The 21,261-nt window shown below is 71.7% G+C and carries 13 protein-coding genes; 3 read left to right on the top strand and 10 right to left on the bottom strand.

The genetic code is table 11. The features are described from left to right. Positions 1-73 precede the first annotated feature (73 nt). Positions 74-2,962 (bottom strand): vitamin B12-dependent ribonucleotide reductase, encoded by a 2,889-nt coding sequence (locus tag R2D22_RS09830; protein WP_318102709.1) that lies wholly within the window; start codon positions 2,960-2,962, stop codon positions 74-76. 175 nt (positions 2,963-3,137) lie between these two features. Continuing rightward, entirely contained in the window at positions 3,138-3,647 is a 510-nt protein-coding gene (gene nrdR, locus R2D22_RS09835) for a transcriptional regulator NrdR (RefSeq protein WP_318102710.1), read from the bottom strand. Positions 3,648-4,184: 537 nt separating this feature from the next. On the opposite strand from nrdR, the gene lexA reads away from it, so the two are divergent. Next, entirely contained in the window at positions 4,185-4,979 is a 795-nt protein-coding gene (lexA, locus tag R2D22_RS09840) for a transcriptional repressor LexA (protein WP_318102711.1), read from the top strand. A gap of 84 nt (positions 4,980-5,063) precedes the next feature. Here lexA and R2D22_RS09845 read toward each other — a convergent pair whose 3' ends face one another. From R2D22_RS09845 to R2D22_RS09865, 5 genes are all read right to left on the bottom strand, one after another. After that, on the bottom strand, positions 5,064-7,037 hold the full coding sequence (locus tag R2D22_RS09845; protein ID WP_318102712.1) for an ATP-dependent DNA helicase: 1,974 nt from the start codon (positions 7,035-7,037) through the stop codon (positions 5,064-5,066). Positions 7,038-7,099: 62 nt separating this feature from the next. After that, positions 7,100-8,923, bottom strand: coding sequence for an IucA/IucC family protein (locus R2D22_RS09850; RefSeq protein ID WP_318102713.1), 1,824 nt, complete (start codon positions 8,921-8,923; stop codon positions 7,100-7,102). 61 nt (positions 8,924-8,984) lie between these two features. Then, positions 8,985-9,707 (bottom strand): GNAT family N-acetyltransferase, encoded by a 723-nt coding sequence (locus R2D22_RS09855; protein ID WP_318102714.1) that lies wholly within the window; start codon positions 9,705-9,707, stop codon positions 8,985-8,987. A gap of 44 nt (positions 9,708-9,751) precedes the next feature. After that, a complete protein-coding gene (locus tag R2D22_RS09860; protein ID WP_318102715.1) occupies positions 9,752-11,680 on the bottom strand; it encodes an IucA/IucC family protein in 1,929 nt (642 codons plus the stop codon). A gap of 37 nt (positions 11,681-11,717) precedes the next feature. Beyond that, a complete protein-coding gene (locus R2D22_RS09865; RefSeq protein ID WP_318102716.1) occupies positions 11,718-13,136 on the bottom strand; it encodes a diaminobutyrate--2-oxoglutarate transaminase family protein in 1,419 nt (472 codons plus the stop codon). Between the two features lie 204 nt (positions 13,137-13,340). On the opposite strand from R2D22_RS09865, the gene R2D22_RS09870 reads away from it, so the two are divergent. Continuing rightward, positions 13,341-14,516 (top strand): trypsin-like serine peptidase, encoded by a 1,176-nt coding sequence (locus tag R2D22_RS09870; protein ID WP_318102717.1) that lies wholly within the window; start codon positions 13,341-13,343, stop codon positions 14,514-14,516. 152 nt (positions 14,517-14,668) lie between these two features. After that, positions 14,669-15,841 carry a trypsin-like serine peptidase gene (locus tag R2D22_RS09875; RefSeq protein WP_318102718.1) on the top strand — a complete coding sequence of 391 codons (1,173 nt, stop codon included), beginning with the start codon at positions 14,669-14,671 and terminating at the stop codon, positions 15,839-15,841. 108 nt (positions 15,842-15,949) lie between these two features. On the opposite strand, the gene hflX is transcribed toward R2D22_RS09875, so the two are convergent. The 3 genes from hflX to R2D22_RS09890 form a co-directional block, all read right to left on the bottom strand. After that, the gene (gene hflX, locus R2D22_RS09880; protein WP_318102719.1) at positions 15,950-17,443 is read right to left on the bottom strand and encodes a GTPase HflX; all 1,494 of its coding nucleotides are present in this window, start codon (positions 17,441-17,443) and stop codon (positions 15,950-15,952) included. 121 nt (positions 17,444-17,564) lie between these two features. Further along, positions 17,565-19,046: a M1 family metallopeptidase gene (locus tag R2D22_RS09885; RefSeq protein ID WP_318102720.1), complete on the bottom strand. Its 1,482-nt coding sequence runs from the start codon at positions 19,044-19,046 to the stop codon at positions 17,565-17,567. 66 nt (positions 19,047-19,112) lie between these two features. Further along, a complete protein-coding gene (locus R2D22_RS09890) occupies positions 19,113-21,239 on the bottom strand; it encodes a RelA/SpoT family protein (protein ID WP_318102721.1) in 2,127 nt (708 codons plus the stop codon). Between the last annotated feature and the right edge of the window lie 22 nt (positions 21,240-21,261).

Raw genomic sequence — 21,261 nt, forward strand, 5'->3', positions numbered from 1 at the left:
CTCATGCGTGCTCCGCGCCTCAGCGGCAGATGCTCAGCCGCTCACCGTCGCATCGGACGCGGTCCGCGCGGGCTCAGCTGCAGCCGCTGGTCGAGCCGCAGCCCTCGCAGATGTAGCAGGAGCCGGCGCGCTGCATCTTGGTGCCGCAGGAGAAGCAGAGCGGGGCGTCCGCGCTGATGCCCAGCTGCATCTCGACGAGCTCGGCCGAGGTGTGCGCCTGCTTCGGGGCCGGGACCTCGATCTTGGCGATCGGGGCGGCGACGGCCTTCAGCTCCTGGGCGCGCGGGGCCGACTGGGCCAGGCCCTCGACGTCGACCTCGTCCTCGGTGGGCTCGTAGGAGCCCGTCTCCAGGTGGCGCTGACGCTCCTCGGCGGAGTGGATGCCGAGCGCCGAGCGGGTCTCGAAGGGCAGGAAGTCCAGCGCCAGGCGGCGGAAGATGTAGTCGACGATCGACTGCGCCATCCGCACGTCCGGGTCGTCCGTCATGCCGGCCGGCTCGAAGCGCATGTTGGTGAACTTCGAGACGTACGTTTCGAGCGGGACGCCGTACTGAAGGCCGACCGAGACGGCGATCGAGAAGGCGTCCATCATGCCCGCGAGCGTCGAACCCTGCTTGGACATCTTGAGGAAGACCTCGCCGAGACCGTCGTCCGGGTAGGAGTTCGCGGTCATGTAGCCCTCGGCGCCGCCGACCGTGAAGGAGGTGGTGATCCCCGGGCGGCCCTTCGGCAGGCGCTTGCGGACCGGGCGGTACTCGACGACCTTCTCGACGGCCTCGCGGATCGTCGCCTCGGACTTCGCGGTGACCTCGGCCTTCTCCTCCTCCTTCTTCTTGGCGGAGAGCGGCTGGCCGACCTTGCAGTTGTCGCGGTAGATCGCGAGCGCCTTGACGCCCATCTTCCACGCCTCGAAGTAGACCTCCTCGACGTCCTCGACGGTCGCCGTCTCCGGCAGGTTGACCGTCTTGGAGAGGGCGCCGGAGATCCACGGCTGGATGGCGGCCATCATGCGGACGTGGCCCATCGCGGAGATGGAACGCTCGCCCATGGCGCAGTCGAAGACCTCGTAGTGCTCGGTCTTCAGACCGGGGGCGTCGATCACATTGCCGTGCTCGGCGATGTGGGCGACGATCGCCTCGATCTGCTCCTCCTGGTAACCCAGGCGGCGCAGGGCCTGCGGGACGGTGCCGTTGACGATCTGCATCGAGCCGCCGCCGACCAGCTTCTTGAACTTGACCAGGGCGAGGTCGGGCTCGAGGCCGGTGGTGTCGCAGGACATCGCGAGACCGATGGTGCCGGTCGGGGCGATGACGGACGCCTGGGCGTTGCGGAAGCCGTTCTTGGCGCCGAGGCGGATCACGTCCTGCCAGGCCTCCGTGGCGGCGGCCCAGATCGGCGAGTCCAGGTCGTCCATGCGGACGGCCGTCTCGTTGGCGTCGGCGTGCTGCTTCATGACGCGCTGGTGCGGCTGAGCGTTCTTCGCGTAGCCGTCGTACGCGCCGACGACCGCGGCGAGCTCGGCGGAGCGCCGGTACGAGGTGCCGGTCATCAGCGAGGTGATGGCGCCGGCCAGGGCGCGGCCGCCGTCGGAGTCGTACGCGTGGCCGGTCGCCATCAGCAGGGCGCCGAGGTTGGCGTAGCCGATGCCGAGCTGGCGGAAGGCGCGGGTGTTCTCGCCGATCTTCTGGGTCGGGAAGTCGGCGAAGCAGATGGAGATGTCCATCGCGGTGATGACGAGCTCGACGACCTTGGCGAAGCGCTCGACGTCGAAGGACTGGTTGCCCTTGCCGTCGTCCTTGAGGAACTTCATCAGGTTCAGCGAGGCGAGGTTGCAGGACGTGTTGTCCAGGTGCATGTACTCGCTGCACGGGTTCGAGCCGTTGATCCGGCCGGACTCGGGGCAGGTGTGCCAGTGGTTGATCGTGTCGTCGTACTGGATGCCCGGGTCGGCGCAGGCCCACGCGGCCTCGGCCATCTTGCGGAACAGCGACTTGGCGTCGACCTGCTCGATGACCTCGCCGGTCATGCGGGCGCGCAGACCGAACTTCCCGCCGGTCTCGACGGCCTTCATGAACTCGTCGTTCACGCGGACGGAGTTGTTGGCGTTCTGGTACTGGACGGACGTGATGTCGTCGCCGCCCAGGTCCATGTCGAAGCCCGCGTCACGGAGGGCGCGGATCTTCTCCTCCTCCTTGACCTTGGTCTCGATGAAGTCCTCGATGTCCGGGTGGTCGACGTCGAGGATGACCATCTTGGCCGCGCGGCGGGTGGCGCCGCCCGACTTGATCGTTCCTGCGGACGCGTCGGCGCCGCGCATGAAGGAGACCGGGCCGGAGGCGTTGCCGCCGGAGGAGAGCAGCTCCTTGGAGGAGCGGATGCGGGAGAGGTTCAGGCCGGCGCCGGAGCCGCCCTTGAAGATCATGCCCTCTTCCTTGTACCAGTCGAGGATCGACTCCATGGAGTCGTCGACGGACAGGATGAAGCAGGCGGAGACCTGCTGCGGCTGGGGCGTGCCGACGTTGAACCACACCGGGGAGTTGAAGCTGAAGATCTGGTGCAGGAGGGCGTAGGCCAGCTCGTGCTCGAAGATCTCGGCGTCGGCGGGCGAGGCGAAGTAGCCGTACTCCTCGCCGGCCTTGGTGTAGGTCTTAACGATCCGGTCGATGAGCTGCTTGAGACCGGTCTCGCGCTGCGGGGTGCCGACGGCCCCGCGGAAGTACTTGCTGGTGACGATGTTGACCGCGTTCACCGACCAGAAGTCGGGGAACTCGACGCCACGCTGCTCGAAGTTGACCGAGCCGTCGCGCCAGTTGGTCATGACGACGTCACGACGCTCCCAGACCACCTCTTCGTACGGATGCACGCCGGGGGTGGTGTGGATGCGCTCGATACGCAGGCCCTTGCTCGCCTTGGTTCCCTTGGCGCGGGAACCACGTGCCGGACCGCTCGCCGTCTCTGTCATGCCGCCTCCCATATACGGGCAAAACACCTCGTGGCGCCCAGATAATCCCAAGGCACCATCTTCTGTACTGCTGTCTGTACTGCTGCCACGAGCGCCGCACACGGCACCCGGGGCACGTATTTGTCGGCCGCTCCCGCGACCGGTCGCCGGGCCTTCGCGGGCCCGGCCTCGCCGCTCAGTCGGCGGCGACGGCGGGAACGGGGACCTCGGGGGTCGCTCCGGTCCCGCATTCCTCAGCGGGAGGCCGCTCGCGGAGCTCCGCGATGGCGGCCTCGAAGTCCTCCAGGCTGTCGAAAGCCTTGTACACCGATGCGAAGCGCAGGTACGCGACGAGGTCGAGTTCCTGCAGGGGGCCGAGAATGGCCAGCCCGACGTCGTGGGTGGTCAGCTCGGCGCTGCCGGTGGCGCGCACCGCCTCCTCGACCCGCTGGCCGAGCTGGGCGAGGGCGTCCTCGGTGACGGGTCGCCCCTGGCACGCCTTGCGCACGCCGGAGATGACCTTGGTACGGCTGAAGGGCTCGGTGACACCCGCCCGCTTGATCACCATGAGTGACGCGGTCTCCACCGTGGTGAAGCGGCGGGAGCAGTCGGGGCACTGGCGCCGGCGTCGGATCGACGTCCCGTCGTCGGTGGTGCGACTGTCGACGACGCGGCTGTCAGGGTGCCTGCAGAAGGGGCAATGCATGGCTCCGACCCTCCCTCACGGCACGACTGAATAGCCTCGCCAGGCCCGGTCAAGGCCCCTCGAAGCAGCCACCAGCATAGGCGATGCGCGACCCCCCGGTTGACCGGGGAACCACAACTTCTGGGTGGCCGTCAGCATCCAACCACTAGATCTGGTGTTGAGACGCCAATCCGACACAACGCGCGTGTCGCACGCCTGTCGCGCGTCCAGGAACACCGGGGATCGGCGAAGAGCGTACGGGAAGGCGCACGCGAGCCCCGCAGGGGGACCGGCACGACGCGACGCCCGTACACGGGGTTCCACGGTTTCGGGGGCCCCTGGTGCGACACTGAGGGCCTGACCCACCCCCCTGGCGATCCGGCGGCGGCGGTACCGTAATGGACCGAATTACCACCGGGACCGGGCCCGTATATACACCCAGTCACAGGTACGCGTAAGGCAATCTGCGATTTTTCACTCGAACGTGTGTTTGGCGCAACCTTTCGAAAGCTACTACCGTTGTCCAGCCAGGGAGACCATTCGAGAGGGGCCGACGACGTGACCACCACCGCAGACAGTGCCACCATCACTGCCCAGGACCGCTCCCAGAGCCGACTCGAGCCGGTGCATGCCATGAACGACGCAGCCACGAACCCGGAAGGGCTCGATCCCTCGCGCCCCGCGCGGTCGCTGCCCGGCCGACCTCCCGGCATCAGGGCGGACAGCTCGGGCCTCACTGACCGGCAGCGCCGGGTCATCGAGGTCATCCGGGACTCGGTCCAGCGACGCGGCTACCCGCCGTCGATGCGCGAGATCGGCCAGGCCGTGGGGCTGTCCAGCACGTCGTCCGTGGCGCACCAGCTCATGGCTCTGGAGCGCAAGGGCTTCCTGCGCCGCGACCCGCACCGGCCGCGCGCGTACGAGGTGCGCGGCTCGGACCAGCCGAGCACCCAGCCGACCGACACCACGGGCAAGCCCGCCGCGTCGTACGTCCCCCTGGTCGGCCGGATCGCGGCAGGCGGCCCCATCCTCGCCGAGGAGTCGGTCGAGGACGTCTTCCCGCTCCCCCGCCAGCTGGTCGGCGACGGCGAGCTGTTCGTCCTCAAGGTCGTCGGCGACTCGATGATCGAGGCCGCGATCTGCGACGGCGACTGGGTGACCGTGCGCCGCCAGCCCGTCGCGGAGAATGGCGACATCGTCGCCGCGATGCTGGACGGCGAGGCGACTGTGAAGCGCTTCAAGCGCGAGGACGGCCACGTCTGGCTGCTCCCGCACAACGCGGCGTACCAGCCGATCCCTGGCGACGAGGCCACCATCCTCGGCAAGGTCGTCGCCGTGCTGCGACGGGTGTGACCACACCCCGTCGGCCCTGAGCCGGGCCCCGGGACCCCCTGCGCCGGTCCCGGGGCCCTGTTGTGTCCTCAGACCTCAGCCACGTCAGGCCTCGGCCGTCTTCGCGGCGGCGTCGATCGCGGAGAGCGACTTGCGGACCTGGTTGCGGTCCGTCGTGTACCAGAAGTCCGGCATCGAGGCCTTCAGGTAGCTGCCGTAGCGGGCCGTGGCCAGCCGGGGGTCCAGCACGGCGACGACGCCACGGTCCCCCGTGGCCCGTACGAGCCGGCCGGCGCCCTGCGCCATGAGCAGCGCCGCATGCGTCGCCGCGACGGCCATGAAGCCGTTGCCGCCCGCCTCCTCCACGGCCTTCTGCCGGGCGCTCATCAGCGGGTCGTCGGGGCGCGGGAAGGGGATCTTGTCCATGACGACCAGCTGGCAGTTGGGCCCCGGCACGTCCACGCCCTGCCAGAGCGACAGCGTGCCGAACAGGCAGGTCTGCGGGTCGACGGCGAATGCCTTGATCAGCTCGCCGAGGGTGTCCTCGCCCTGGAGCAGCACCGGGAACTCGGGGATCCGGGTGCGCAGCTCCTCCGCCGCCAGCTGCGCCGCGCGCATCGAGGAGAACAGCCCCAGCGTCCGCCCACCGGCCGCCTGGATCAGCTCGGTCAGCTCGTCCAGCATGTCCGTGCGGTCGCCGTCCCTGGCCGGCTTGGCCAGGTGCTTCGCGACGTACATGATCCCCTGCTTCGGGTAGTCGAACGGCGAGCCGACGTCGATGCCCTTCCACACCGGGATGTCGTCGCCCTCCGTGCCCTCCGGGGCGAGCCCGAGTGAGGCCCCCACGCCGTTGAAGTCACCGCCGAGCTTCAGGGTCGCCGAGGTCAGGACCACCGACCGCTCGGCGAAGAGCTTCTCGCGCAGCAGGCCCGAGACGGAGAGCGGGGCCACCCGCAGCGAGGCTCCGAAGCGGTCGTGCCGCTCGTACCAGACGACGTCGTACTCGGAGCCGTGCGTGATCCGCTCGGCGACGCCGTGCACCGACTCCACCGAGGCCAGGGCCTGCTTGCGGACGGCGTCCTCGTCCTGGACCGACTTGTCGCGTGTCGTGCCCAAGGCGCTGATCACGTTCCGGGAGGCGTCGCGCAGCGCCATCATGGCGTAGCCGAGGTCCTCGGGGATCTCCTCCAGGCGGCCCGGCAGGGCCAGCTCCATCAGCCGCTCGAAGCCCTCCGCGGCGGTCTGCAGCTGGTCCGCGATCTTCTCGTCCACCAGCTTCGCGGCCCGCTTCACGGCGCGGTTCACCTGGCTCGGGGTGAGCTCGCCGGTGGCGACACCGGTGACCCGGGAGACCAGCTCGTGGGCCTCGTCGACGATCAGCACCTCGTGCTGCGGCAGGACCGGGGCGCCCTCGATCGCGTCGATGGCGAGCAGCGCGTGGTTGGTCACCACCACCTCGGCGAGCTTGGCGCGCTCGCGCGCCGCCTCGGCGAAGCACTCCGCGCCGTACGCGCACTTGGTCGCGCCCAGGCACTCGCGGGAGGAGACCGAGACCTGTGCCCAGGCGCGGTCCGAGACACCCGGCGTCATGTCGTCCCGGTCGCCGGTCTCCGTCTCGTCCGCCCAGTCCCGCAGCCGGAGCAGGTCCTGGCCCAGCTTGCTGGTGGGCGCGGCCGCCTCGAACGGATCGAAGAGGCCCTCCTCCTCGTCCTGCGGCACGCCCTCGTGGAGGCGGTGCAGGCACAGGTAGTTCGACCGCCCCTTGAGCATCGCGAACTCGGGACGGCGGCGCAGCTGCGGGTGCAGCGCGTCGACCGTCCGTGGCAGGTCGCGCTCGACGAGCTGGCGCTGGAGCGCCAGGGTGGCCGTGGCGACGACCACGCGCTCCCCGTGCGCGAGCGCGGGCACCAGGTAGCCGAGCGACTTACCCGTGCCGGTGCCGGCCTGGACCAGCAGGTGGGAGTTGTCGTCGATGGCTTCGGCGACCGCCTCGGCCATGGCGACCTGGCCGGGCCGCTCCATGCCGCCCACGGCGGAGACGGCGGCATGGAGGAGATCGGGGAGGGATGGCTTCGTCATAGCCGGACCAGCCTACGGGGCCCCACTGACAATCCGGTCACGCGAACGCCCGGGCGAATCGATCAGGCCAGCGGATTGGCGACGGTGCCGTGCACGGCCGCGTGCGGCCGCTCGGGCCGGTCCCGGTAGCCGTCCATGTGCAGCCGGTTGCGGTTGAGGCAGAGCCGCTCGATCCGCGGGGTGAGCAGGTCGAAGAGCTCGAACCGTTCCTTCAGCTCGGGGAAGCGGGCCTGGTGGCGCAGGATCTCGGCGCGTACCAGCTCCCAGAATTCACCTTCGGGCACGTCCAGTTGCTCCTCGCAGAGCGGGGCGAGGTAGCGGAAGACGCCGACGAAGAGGCCGGAGTGGATGAACTGGGTGAGGAAGGCGGGCTCCTCGGTGAGCAGGACGGCCCGTACGTCGTCCGGCATGGCGTCGTGCTCGGGCAGCGGCCGGGCGCTGATGTTCACGTCGTCGACGAAGTCCTTGATCGCCAGACGTACCGGGACGTCGTGGTCGTCGTAGACCACGATCGCGTTCTCGCCGTGCGGCGAGAAGACCGTGCCGTACCGGTAGAGGAAGTGCAGCAGGGGCGGGAGCAGGGCGGCGAAGAGACGCTGGAGCCAGGCCCCGGGGGCGAGCCCGGAGCGGGAGACGAGTTCCGCGACGAAGGCCCGGCCGTCCGGGTCGGTGTGGAGCAGGGACGCGAGCGTGCGGGCCCGCTCTCCTGGCGGGAGCCGGAGCGGCTCGCGCCAGATCGCGCCGAGGAGTTCCTTGTACTGGTACGGGACCTCGGGCAGCCGGTCGTAGAGGGGGTGCTCGACGGTCACGGAGGCGACCTCGCCGAGCAGGATCACACCGCACTCGTCGCGCAGGAAGGGGTCGGCGTCGCGCAGGCCGTGCACCCAGGCGGTGACCGCCGGGGCGGCGAGCGTGCGCTCGGTCGGCAGTCCGCGCCAGACGAGTGTGTTCAGCACGGACAGCGGCAGCTTCACGGTGTGCCGGTCGGGCCTGCTGGTGTTGAGGAAGGTCCGGACGGACTGCTGCGGGACACGCAGGTCGTCGTCGGCGGGGAGCGGCACCACGCGGCCTTCGGCGACGGCGGGGGCGTAGAGCGGGAGCAGGATCTCGTCCCACTGCCAGGGGTGGACGGGCAGGAACAGGTACCTGTCGGGGTCCAGGCCCCGGTCGCGCAGCACGCCGTGGAACCGTTCCCGCACCGCCGGGTCCAGTTCGCGCTCGTAGAGGTGGGCGGGGGTGGCCAGGGCCTGGGTGCCGCGGTACGCGGCGAGCCCGGTGTCGACGGCGATCCACGGGAGCCGGGTGGCGCGCCGGGCCTCGGGGGTCCAGCGGGCGGCGTCGCCGGCGGAGAAGCCGATGCGGCCCTTGTTGACGACGATCCAGGGGTGGCCGGTCTGATGGCCCTCGAGTTCCGCGTAGCCGAGGTCGGCGAGCCGGGCGGCGTCGAGCGCCGTGTGGTCGAGCCGGGCGTCGGCCGCGAGCGTGGTGGTCAGCTCGCGGATCAGGTGGCCGAGGGTGGCCCCGTCGAGTCCGAGGCCGTGGCGGGCCCGGACGAGGAAGTCGAGCGGGTCGGTGAGGCGGGCGCCGTCCCGGGTGACCGACCCGGGGTCGACGAGCCAGTGGCCGTAGCTGCCGCGGCGGGCGGTGAAGGAGAGTTCGGAGCCGTCGTCGAGGCGGAGGACGTAGGCGGTCCGGCCCGCCGCGGTTCCGGCTCCGGCTGCGGCTCCGCCGTCTGTGCGCGGTTCCGGTTCGACGAGCTCCTCGTACGCGAACTCCCCGAGCATCTTGGCGAGCAGCCGGGCGGAGGCGCGGGTCCAGGCCGCCGGGTTCAGTTCGGGCGGCGCGAGCAGTGGTGCGGAGTCGTGGGTGGCAGGGGACGTCGGCACGGGGACTCCTCGGTGTGGGAACCGCTGTGGGTGGCGCGGTGTATGCGGGACGGCGGGGTGTTCACAGCACGTGCCGCAGGGCGCGGTCGCGGACCATGAGCGCGGCGCGCTTGTCGGGGAGCTCCAGCTCCGCGGAGTAGCGGAATCCGGCGCTCAGGAAGGCGGACACGGAGGGGGTGTTGCGGATGTCGGGTTCGGCCAGGACGCGGGTGCAGCGCGGCCGGTGGTCGAGTACGAGGTCGGCGACGGCGCGGAGCAGGACGGTGCCGAGGCCGCGGCCCCGGTCGGCGCCGCCGCCGATGAGGAGGTGGACGCCGGTGTCGTGCGGGCGGGCCGTGTAGTGGCGGGCCAGCGGGTCCAGGTCGGCGCGGTAGATCTCGAAGTAGCTCATGGGCGTGCCGTCGAGGACGCCGAGGCAGGGGACGCTGCGCCCGTCTCCGTCGAGTTGGGCCCGCAGGTGGTCGGCGGTGACGCTCTCGGGGCCCGCGAGCTCCCAGAAGGCGGCGACCACGGGATCGTTCATCCAGCTGGCGACGGTCGCGAGGTCCCGCTCGATCCGCACCGGCCTGAGCCGGAAGGTGCCGGCGGGTGTGGTCGCGGGGCCCCAGGCGGCGACCGAGTCGAGCAGGTCGTCGTCGGCGTCGGGCGGTCCGCTCTCGGCCGCCGCGAAGAGCGCCAGGAAGTCGGCGGGCAGCCGCAGTTCCAGGGTGGTGTCGTCCGCGCCCGGGGCGGACGGCCGGCGGGGCGGTACTCCGGTGTCGGTGCGCGCATCGGTGGGAGGCACGAGGGCGCTCTCCTCTCGGCGGGTGGACAGGGTTCTGAAGTGGGTCAGGAACGGAGCGGGTTGGTGACGGTGACGTAGACGGACTGGGTGTCGACGGGGCCGACGAGTTCGTCGAGGCCGTGCAGCCGGGTCAGCAGGTTGGCCTTGCAGCGCAGGGTGGCGGCCTCCAGGAGGCGGTGCGGCAGCGGGGAGCCGAGGCCGGTGTTGGCACCGAGGAACTGGCGGAAGGCGGCGAGCAGGACGCGCTCGTCGGCGAGCCGCTGGGCTCCGAACGCGCCGATGAGGCCGAGGACGTTGTTGATGCCGAGGTAGTAGGCGAAGCGTTCGTCGGTGACCTGGTCGGAGACGAAGGTGTCGCTGGCGCCGCCGATGCCGGGCAGGCGCTTCTCCAGGTCCTCGCGGTGGGACTCGCGGAAGTAGTAGCCCTGGTTGTCGCGGTAGCGGCCGCCGGTCGGCCAGCCCTCGCTGTCGAGCAGCACGAGGGTGTTCTGCTGGTGGGCCTCCAGGGCGACGCCCGCGGCGCCGTCGAGCCAGAGCACGGGGCGGACGACGTGGTCGAGGTAGCGCAGGAACCACTCGGCGGCGACGGCGCCGGTGGGCCGGCCGGTGCGGGCGGCGAGGCGGATGACCAGGTCGGCGAGGCGGGAGCGCATCCGGGTGCTGCCGGGCCAGGGCCTCGGGGCGGTGAGCGCGGCGATGCAGACGGCGTCGTCGCCGGGGCCGAAGGGGTTGTGCCGGATCATCACGTCGAGTCCGGGCACCGGAACGCCGGCCGGGGTGTCGACGGCGAGCCAGGCGGGGTCGCGGACGATGTCGAAGCCGGGGTTGGCCGCCTGCCACTGCTCGGCGAGACCGGTGCGGAGCAGCCGGTGGACCTCGACGCCGCGGTGGAGTTCCTTGCGCAGGTTCTCGCGGCGGGAGTTGGTGATCCGGACGCCGAGCGAGAGCTTGAGCATCGCCCGGGCGTCCGGGCGGTGCACGGTGCGCACCGAGGAGGTGGGGTGCCAGGGGCGGCCGTGCGGGCCGAGGTCGTGGAGCAGGCCGGCGTCGAGGAGGGCGGCGACGGCGGGGCGGTGCAGGAGTTCGCGGGCCTGCCAGGGGTGCAGCGGCAGCGGAACGGTTCCGTCGGGGAGTGCGAGCCCTTCGGCGAAGCCGGTGGCGAGCTGCTCGGCGGAGACGGGCCGGCCCTGCTCGGTCCAGGCGGAGTCGGTGGCCAGGACGGAATGGTCGACGGCCATCCAGTGCAGCGGGAAGGAGCCGTGGAGTTCCGGCGAGTAGAGCCGGGCCTCCGCCTCGGAGAGCCCTTCGCGGCTCTTCGGGGTGGGGTGCAGCGGGTGACCGAGCAGCAGGGACTGTTCGGCGGCGAGGAAGAGGTCGGCGGCCGGCGGCGGCGCGGGGTCGTGGCGCCGGGCGACGATGAAGTCGGCGGTGCGGCGGACCGAGTCGGCGACGCGACCGACGAGCTCGGTGCCCTCGGGGCGGCCGCTCTCCCGGCCGATGAGCGCGGCGACGGTGACGGCGTCGACGGGCGGGGCGCTGCGCGGGGCGTTCTCCAGGGCGGGCGACCCGAAGCGGTGCCAGCCGGTGGGCGACCAGTAGCGGACGGGGACGAGCAGGGCGGCGCCGCTGGCGTCGAGGGGGATGCGCAGGACGTCGGCCGCGGGGGCGGGCAGGTTCTTCTCCCGTACCCAGCAGCGGAGCAGGTTCTCGAGGGCCGCCGCGTCCGCGGCCCGTTCGGGGTCCGGGTGGTCGAGGAGGTCGTCGCCGAGCGCACTCGCGGGCTGCGGTGCCGGAGCGGACTGCGGTGCGGGATGCGGTGCCGGAGCGGACTGCGGTGCGCCCGTGGGCCGGGGCTCGTACGGGCCGGAGTGCTGGCGCGGGACGGTGACCTGTTCGACGGCGAGCGGGCCGCGGGGTCCGGCGGGGGGACGGCCTCGGTCGTCGGACGCTTCGGGGGCGGGGCTGGCGTTCACGGGGACTTCCTTGCGATGGGCCCGGTTCGGTACGGGTTCAGTGGGACGGTCCGGTGTCGTTCCGGTGGTGCCCGGCGCGCTCGGCTGCGGCCAGGGCGTCGGCGAACCGGTCGAGGACGGCCACGGCCTGTTCGTCGGTGAGGGTGAGTGGGGGGAGGAGACGGACGACGGCGTTGCTCCGGCCGCCGAGTTCGACGATCAGCCCGCGGTCGAGACAGGCGCGCTGGACGGCGGCAGCGAGCTCGGGTGCGGGCGGCGGGACGGTGGCGGCCGGATCGTCGGCGTCCGGGTCCACGAGTTCGACGCCGATCATGAGGCCCCGGCCGCGTACGTCGCCGATGCAGGGGTGCGCGGTGGCGAGGCCCTGGAGCCGAGCGAGCATGCGGGCGCCGAGGGTGGCCGCGCGGTCGGCGAGGGCGTTCTCCCGGACGTACGCGAGGGTGGCCGCGCCCGCCGCCATGGCGAGCTGGTTGCCCCGGAAGGTGCCGGCGTGGGCGCCGGGCTGCCAGGCGTCGAGCGACGACCGGTAGACGACGACGGCGAGCGGCAGCGAGCCGCCGATGGCCTTGGAGAGGACCATCACGTCGGGCACGACGCCGCTGTGCTCGACGGCCCAGAAGGCGCCGGTGCGCCCGACGCCGGTCTGCACCTCGTCGGCGATCAGCGGGATGCCGCGCTCCTCGGTGATCCTCCGCATCCGGCGCAGCCACGCGTCGGGGGCGGGGATGACGCCACCCTCGCCCTGGACGGGTTCGAGGATCATCGCGGCCGGGGTGCCGGCGCCGCTCTTGGGGTCGTCGAGGAGGTTCTCGGTCCAGCGCGCGCCGAGTTCGGCCCCGCGGTCGCCGCCGACACCGAACGGGCAGCGGTAGTCCTGCGGGTAGGGCAGCCGGGTGACCCGTACGTCGGGGGCGCCGCCGGAGGCGTCGAGCGCGCCGGCCGTCATGCCGTGGTACGCGCCGGTGAAGGCGAGCAGTCCGCTGCGGCCTGTGGCGGTGCGGGCGAGTTTGAGGGCGGCCTCGACGGCGTCGGTGCCGGCCGGTCCGCAGAACTGGATGCGGGCGTCGTCGGCGAGGGGGCCCGGCAGGGTGGCGAACAGCTCGGTGGTGAAGGCGTCCTTGACCGGGGTGGCGAGGTCGAGGACGTGCAGCGGGGCGCCGGAGTCGATGACCTTCTTGATGGCTTCGAGGACCACGGGGTGGTTGTGGCCCAGGGCGAGGGTGCCCGCGCCGGACAGGCAGTCCAGGTAGCGCCGGCCGTCGGCGCCCTCGATGGTCAGGCCCCGGGCGCGGACCGGGACGATCGGCAGCGAGCGGGCGTAGGTGCGGGCGGCCGACTCGCGCAGCGACTGCCGCCGCAGGATGCCCTCGTACCCCTCGCGCCCCTCCCCTCCCTGGTGTTCCTTCCCCCCACGTGGGTGCGGACGTACCGCCGGAGCTGGTTCGGTCACGGCCACGGTGTCGTGTCCTCCCGCTGTAACAGTCGTGATGCACATCGCTGTGTCCCCCGTACGTACCAACGACGCGGGAAGCTCTGGGCCACGGGCAGGGGGCAAGTTCCTTGGAACGGCCGGAACCGTCGACCTCGCGCATGCCGTCCCCACCGGCGCGGGCATAGTGGGGCCTTGCACTCATCGACGTAGTCCCAGGGGGATCACTTCATGCGACCGATTCGTCCGCTGCTGGCCGCAGCATCCGCCGTCGCGGCGCTGACGCTGACGGCCACCGCCTGCGGTCCGACCGAAGACGACGCGCAGAACAAGCCCAGCGCACCCGCGTCCCAGCCCGGCACGGACAAGATCCAGATCCCGCAGGATCTGAGGGACCGGCTCAAGGAGCACGGGATCGATCTGGACAAGTGGCGCGGTGGCGAGTGGAAGAACTGGGACCGCGAGAAGTGGCTGCGTGAGGCCAAGGACTACGTCAACCCGATCATCGAGGACCTCTGGGACCCGGACCGGATGCGCGATGCGGAGCGTCCCGACAAGCCGGTGAAGGAGGAGGACATCTCGGGCGACGAGGGGGTCACCGACCCGACCCCGCTGCCGGTGCGGGCGAAGAACGTGAAGACGCCGTACCACGACAACGCCGCCGAGTCCGGGAAGGTCTTCTTCGACGGCCCCGAGGGGTCCATGGTCTGCTCCGCGACGGTGGTCCAGGACCCGGCGCGCCCCGGCAAGTCCAACATGGTCTGGACGGCGGGGCATTGCGTCCACGCGGGCAAGAAGGGCGGCTGGTACCGCAACATCGTCTTCGTGCCCTCGTACAACAACAGCGGCAAGCCGACCTCCGAGCTGGAGAAGGCCAGCCGCGAGGAGATCGCGCCGTACGGCGTGTGGTGGGGCGACTGGGCGAAGACCTCCGAGCAGTGGATCTCCCAGGGCGGGGCCACCGGCGGTCAGGGCGCGCCGTACGACTTCGCGGTCATCCACGTGACTCCGGAGAAGGGCAGCGGCGGCAAGTCGCTGGAGGAGACGGTCGGTTCGGCGCTCCCGGTGGAGTTCAACGCGCCGGCGGTGCCGAAGATCGCCGCGATGAAGGCGACCGGGTACCCGGCGGCGCCGCCGTACGACGGCCAGAAGCTGTTCCAGTGCAAGGACAAGCCGGGCCGGCTGACCATCAAGGCCGAGCAGCCGACGATGTACCGGATCGGCTGCACGATGACCGGCGGTTCGTCGGGCGGCGGCTGGGTGGCCACCGGCAAGGACGGGAAGCCCGCGCTGGTGTCGAACACCTCGATCGGCCCGGTGACGGCGGGTTGGCTGGCCGGTCCGCGGCTGGGCAAGGAGGCGCAGGCCGTGTACGACGCGGTGAGCCGGAAGTACGCGGGTCAGTAGGCGCGTTGCGCGGTGAATGATCGGTGAAGGAGGCGGGCGGGGCGGGGGCCGGTGGGGTTTCGCCCGTCTCCGCCCGGCATACTGTGCAGCGCTCATGACGCGTCCATGTCCACCTCTGGACGCGCTGCACGTATCTCAGGGGGATCGAACTCATGCGTTCCGCACGACCACTGCCCGCCGTTCTCGGCGGCCTGGCCCTGGCGCTGGCACTGACGGCCACCGCCTGCGGCCCGACCGACCCGACGGCCGACAAGCCCGCCGGTGGCGCCGGCGCTTCCAGCCCGGCCGCCGCCGGTGAGGGCGACGGCGCCCTTCCCAAGGACCTCGCCGACAAACTCAAGAAGCACGGCGTCGACCCGGACAAGTGGAAGAACGGCGCCTGGAAGAACTGGGACAAGGAGACCTGGCTCCGCGAGGCCCAGGACTTCGTCAACCCGGTCATCGAGGGGCTCTGGGACCCGGAGCGCATGAAGTCGGCGAAGAGCCCGGACCCGACGATCTCGGCCAAGTCGACCAGTTCCGGCGCCACCGCCCCGGAGCCGCGTCCCGTCCGGGCACAGCGGGAGAAGACGCCGTACCACAAGAACGCCGCCCCGGTCGGCAAGATCTTCTTCGACTCGCCGCAGGGCCACATGGTCTGCTCCGGCACGATCGTGAAGGACCCGCGCCGGCCCGGTAAGTCCAACCTCGTCTGGACGGCGGGCCACTGCGTCCACGCGGGCAAGAAGGGCGGCTGGTACCGCAACATCACCTTCGTCCCGGCCTACAACGACCTCGGCAAGTCGGCCTCGGCGCTGAACAACGCGCAGCCGCACGAGATCGCGCCGTACGGCCAGTACTGGGCCGACTGGGCCGTGACCTCGGGCGACTGGATCCAGAGCGGTGGCACCAACGCCGCCTGGCCGTACGACTACGCCGTGCTGCACGTGAAGCCGGAGCGGGGCGGGAAGTCCCTGGAGGAGACCGTCGGCGTGGCACTGCCGATCGACTTCTCGGCGCCGACGCCGGCCGCGGCGGGCTACATGGGCGCCTGGGGCTACCCGGCGGCTCCCCCGTACAACGGTCTGATCATGCACAAGTGCATCGACCGGCCCGTCGGGCTCAGCACCGCACCGGCCACGCCCACGATGTACTGGATCGGCTGCACCATGACCGGTGGCTCCTCCGGCGGCGGCTGGATCCGCACGATGCCGAACGGGAAGCCGGCGCTGGTGTCGAACACCTCGATCGGCCCGGCCGGCGGCAACGGCTGGCTGGCGGGACCGCAGCTCGGGCGCGGCGCCAAGGACGCGCACGACATGGTCAGCAAGAAGTTCGCCCGCTGACCCGTAGGGGACCGATAGCGGAAGGCCCGCTCCCTCCTCGCAAGGAGGGAGCGGGCCTTCCGCCGTTCTGCGCGGCGCGTACGAGTCGGTACGCGCCGCGTACGCGCGTCAGTACGCGGCCGGGACGAACGGCGCCAGGAGCGCCGCCAGTTCCTCGTGCACCTGCGCCTTGATGTGCGTGCCTTCCGGCGTGTGCTCCTCGGAGAGCACCTCGCCCTCGGCGTGCACCCGCGAGACGAGTCCGCCCTGGGTGTACGGCACGAGCGCGTCGATCTCGACCTGCGGCCGCGGCAGTTCGCGGTCGATCAGCGCGAGCAGTTCGTCGATGCCCTCGCCGGTACGGGCCGAGACGGCGATGACGTGCTTCTCGATGCGCAGCAGCCGCTGCAGCACCAGCGGGTCGGCCGCGTCCGCCTTGTTGACGACCACGACCTCCGGCACGTCGACCGCGCCGACGTCCCGGAACACCTCGCGCACGGCGGCGAGCTGCTCCTCCGGGGCCGGGTGCGAGCCGTCCACCACGTGCAGGATCAGGTCGGAGTCGCCGACCTCCTCCATGGTGGAGCGGAACGCCTCGACCAGGTGGTGCGGCAGGTGCCGGACGAAGCCGACCGTGTCGGCCAGGGTGTAGACCCGGCCACCGGGCGTCTCGGCCCGGCGGACGGTCGGGTCGAGGGTGGCGAACAGCGCGTTCTCCACCAGCACGCCCGCACCGGTCAGCCGGTTGAGCAGGGACGACTTGCCGGCGTTGGTGTAGCCGGCGATCGCCACCGACGGAACCTTGTTCCGCCGGCGCTCCTGGCGCTTGACGTCGCGGCCGGTCTTCATCTCCGCGATCTCCCGGCGCATCTTCGCCATCTTCTCGCGGATCCGACGCCGGTCGGTCTCGATCTTGGTCTCACCGGGACCACGGGTGGCCATGCCGCCACCGCCGCCGCCACCCATCTGCCGGGAGAGCGACTGACCCCAGCCACGCAGCCGCGGCAGCATGTACTGCATCTGCGCGAGCGCGACCTGCGCCTTGCCCTCTCGGGACTTGGCGTGCTGGGCGAAGATGTCGAGGATCAGGGCGGTCCGGTCGACCACCTTCACCTTGACGACGTCTTCGAGGGCGATCAACTGACCGGGGCTGAGCTCACCGTCGCAGACCACCGTGTCCGCGCCGGTCTCGAGCACGATGTCGCGCAGCTCGCGCGCCTTGCCCGAGCCGATGAAGGTGGCCGGGTCAGGCTTGTCGCGGCGCTGGATCACGCCGTCGAGTACGAGGGCGCCCGCCGTCTCGGCGAGTGCCGCGAGCTCCGCGAGGGAGTTCTCCGCGTCCTGAACCGTCCCCGAGGTCCATACGCCGACCAGCACCACACGCTCCAGGCGCAGCTGCCGGTACTCGACCTCGGTGACGTCCTCGAGCTCGGTGGAGAGGCCCGCGACGCGCCGGAGCGCGGCACGCTCGGAGCGGTCGAACTGGTCGCCGTCCCGCTCTCCGTCGATCTCGTGGCTCCAGGCGACGTCCTCTTCCATCAGGGCATCGGCCCGAAGGCTCTCGGTGCGGGTGGTGTCCGCGAAGCTCTGCTTGTCCTGGGAAGGGGATGAAGAGGAGGTCATTGGATCCTTTACGTCGATGGAAAGTCGGTTACGTCGATCACAACGGGTAACGGGCGGAAAAGATTCCCGGGCCCGGCCCCGTCGCCGACCTGAAGATGGTGACACGGCCGGACAGGAGCCGTCATCCGGGTTTCGCCGCGGTGACGGGAGCGCTGCGCCAGTCCGGGTGTCCCGGCATCGCAGGAGTCTTCTTCCCGTACAGCCATGCCTTGAAGAAGGCGGTGAGGTCACGGCCCGCGATCTCGCCGGCGAGCGCCGCGAAGTCGTCGGTGGTGGCGGTGCCGTCCCGGTGGTCGGCGACCCAGCGCCGCTCGAGCTGCTCGAAGGCCTCGGTGCCGATCTCCTGGCGCAGGGCGTAGAACACGAGGGCGCTGCCGTCGTAGACCACCGGACGGAACAGACTGATCTTCTGGCCGGGGGACGGCGGCTCCGGCGCGGCCGGCGGGCCGCCCGCGGCGCGCCAGCCGTCGGAGGCGCCGTACGCGGCCTTCATGCGCCGCTCCAGGGACTTGCCGGCGGTCTCGTCGGCGTACAGCGCCTCGTACCAGCTGGCGTGGCCCTCGTTGAGCCACAGGTCCGACCAGCGCCGCGGCGAGACACTGTCGCCGAACCACTGGTGGGCCAGCTCGTGCACCATGACCGACTCGACGAGCCAGGCGGGATAGCGCCGGTCGGTGAAGAGCCGGCGCTCGAAGAGCGAGAGGGTCTGGGTCTCCAGCTCGAAGCCGGTCTCGGCGTCGGCAACGACCAGACCGTAGTTCTCGAAGGGGTAGGGGCCGATCTTCCCCTCCATCCATTCCAGCTGCTCGGGGGTCTTGCGCAGCCAGGGCTCCAGGACCTTCTCGTCGGCGGCGGGCACCACGTCCCGCACGGGCAGGCCGTGCGGCCCGGTCCGGTGCAGCACGGTGGAGCGGCCGATGGACACCTGGGCGAGCTCGGTGGCCATGGGGTGGGTGGTGCGATAGGACCACGTGGTGGTCGCGCCGTGCTCGGTGCGACCGACGGCCAGACCGTTGGCGACGGCGGTCAGGGTGCTGGGGGCGGTGACGCGGAAGGTGAAGTACGCCTTGTCGGCCGGGTGGTCGTTGGACGGGAAGACCCGGTGGGCGGCGTCGGCCTGGTTGGCCATGGCCAGGCCGTCGGAGGTGCGGACCCAGCCGCCGGTGTCGGCGGGTCCGGAGGGGTCGCTGGTGTGGGTGACGCTGATCCTCAGCGTGTCCCCGCGCTCGATCCGCTCCTCGGGGGTGATCACCAGGTCCTCGCCGCTGGTGCTGTACGCGGCGGGGGCGCCGTTGACCCGGACGGAGCGGACGGTGCCGTGCGTGAAGTCGAGGTTGAGGCGGTCCAGGCTCTCGGTGGCGATCGCCTCGATGCCGGTGACCGCGTCCAGGGGTTCGGTGTTCTTCCCCGGGTACGTGAGGTCGATGTCGTACGCGAGGACGTCGTATCCGGGGTTGCCGAGGTGCGGGAAGAGCGGGTCGCCGATGCCGAGCGGGTCGGCAGCGGGCAGCGCCGCGGCCACCAGGCCGGCCGAGGCGGCGGTCAGGACGGCGGCCCGCAGCCACCGCCGGCGCGGGGCGGGGGGTCGGGGGGTGAGCAGCATGGCCTACCGCTACCAGGGCGCCGGGCGCGGTCCCGGGCGGCGCGCGCGGCCGCCACTCGAAGGAGGTCAGCGCACGGTCGACGAGGAGGGGTGCCGGACCCGGCTGACGTCGTAGACACCGGCCACGTCCCGCATGGCGCGCATGAGGGCGGGCAGGTCGGCCGCGTCGGGCAGCTGAAGGGTGTACGTGTGCCGGACGCGCTGCTCGCTGGGCGGCTCGACGGTGGCGGAGACGACGGCGGCACCCGCGGTGGCGATGGCCTCGGTGAGGTCGGCGAGCAGCCGGGGCCGGCCGAAGGACTCGGCGACCAGGGTGACCCGGCAGCCGGCGTGCTCGCCCCAGCGGACCGGGAGCGGCGCGCGGCCGAGGGCCTTCATGCGGTCGGCGCCGGGACATTCGTCCCGGTGGACGGTGACCGCCCCGCCGCGCACCGGGAAGCCGGTGATCGCGTCGGGCGGTACGGGGGTGCAGCAGCCGGCCAGCCGTACCTGGGCGCCGGGAAGGTCGACGACGGCGCCGGCCGCGCCGCCCCGGTCGGCGGTCATGGACGCGGGCGCCCGGGGGGCCGCGGCGGGCGCCTTGGCGCTCTCCGGGTGGGCCTGCAGCCAGGCGGTGATCGCGATCCGCGCGGCGGGGGTGCGGGCGTGCTCCAGCCAGTCCGGCGAGGGCCCGGACGTGGAGTCCTGGGCGAGCAGCAGTTGCACGGTGTCGCCGTCGCCGAGCACGGTGGCGAGGGTGGCGAGGCGGCCGTTGACCCGTGCGCCGAGGCAGGCGTGGGCGGCCTCGCCGTGCTCGGCGTAGGCGGCGTCGACGCAGGTGGATCCGGCGGGCAGGCCGAGGGTGCCGCCGCCGGGCCGGAACACGGTGATCTCGCGGTCCTCGGCGAGGTGGTCGCGCAGCGAGGTCCAGAAGGTGTCGGGGTCGGGGGTGGACTCCTGCCAGTCGAGCAGCCGGGAGAGCCAGCCGGGACGGGTGGGGTCGGCGCGCTCGCCGTCCTCGGCGGACGCGACGTCGTCGGCGGTCGGGGCGGCGGGCGCGGCCGGTTCGGCGCCGTCCGCGGTCGCGTACGGGTTGCCGAGGGCGACGACGCCGGCCTCGGCGACCTTGTGCATCCGGTGGGTGCGGATGAGGACTTCGGCGACCGCTCCGTCCGGTCCGGCGACGGCGGTGTGCAGCGACTGGTACAGGTTGAACTTGGGGGCGGCGATGAAATCCTTGAACTCGGAGATCAGCGGCGTGAAGCAGGTGTGGAGTTCACCGAGGACGGCGTAACAGTCGGCGTCCTCGTTGACCAGCACCAGCAGTCGGCCGAAGTCGGTTCCGCGCAGCTCGCCGCGCTTGAGCCTGATCCGGTGGACGGAGACGAAGTGCCGTGGGCGGACGAGGACTTCGGCGCTGACGTCGGCGTCGCGCAGCACGGCGGAGACGTTGTCGGCCATGGCGGCGAGAGCGTCGCAGGCGCTGCTGTTCCCGGCGATCAGCGCGCGGGTGTTCTCGTACTCCTCGGGGTGGAGGATCGCGAAGACGAGGTCCTCCAGCTCGGTCTTTAGCGCCTGGACTCCGAGCCGTTCGGCGAGCGGGATGAGGACGTCGCGGGTGACCTTGGCGATCCGCGCCTGTTTCTCGGGGCGCATGACGCCGAGGGTGCGCATGTTGTGCAGCCGGTCGGCCAGCTTGATCGACATCACCCGGACGTCGTTGCCGGTGGCGACGAGCATCTTGCGGAAGGTCTCGGGCTCCGCGGCGGCCCCGTAGTCGACCTTCTCCAGCTTGGTGACGCCGTCGACCAGGTAGCAGACCTCGTCGCCGAACTCCGCACGGACCTGATCCAGCGTCACTTCGGTGTCCTCGACGGTGTCGTGGAGCAGCGCGGCGGTCAGCGTCGTGGTCTCGGCGCCGAGTTCGGCGAGGATCAGGGTCACCGCGAGCGGGTGGGTGATGTACGGCTCGCCGCTCTTGCGGAACTGGCCGCGGTGCGAGGACTCGGCGAGGACGTAGGCCCGGCGGAGCACCGCCAGGTCGGCGTCGGGGTGGTGGGCGCGGTGCGCCTCGGCGACGTGCCCGATGGCGTCGGGCAGGCGGTCCCGGGCGGTGGGACCGAGCAGAGCGGCACGGCCCAGCCTGCGGAGGTCGATCCTCGGGCGGGCGCGGCGGCGGCTGGGAGCGTCAGGGTTGGTGGCCTCTGCACTCATGGGGCACCTCCGGCGGCGTCGA

This window comes from Streptomyces sp. HUAS YS2, assembly GCF_033343995.1.
Classification (GTDB): Bacteria; Actinomycetota; Actinomycetes; order Streptomycetales; family Streptomycetaceae; genus Streptomyces; species Streptomyces solicathayae.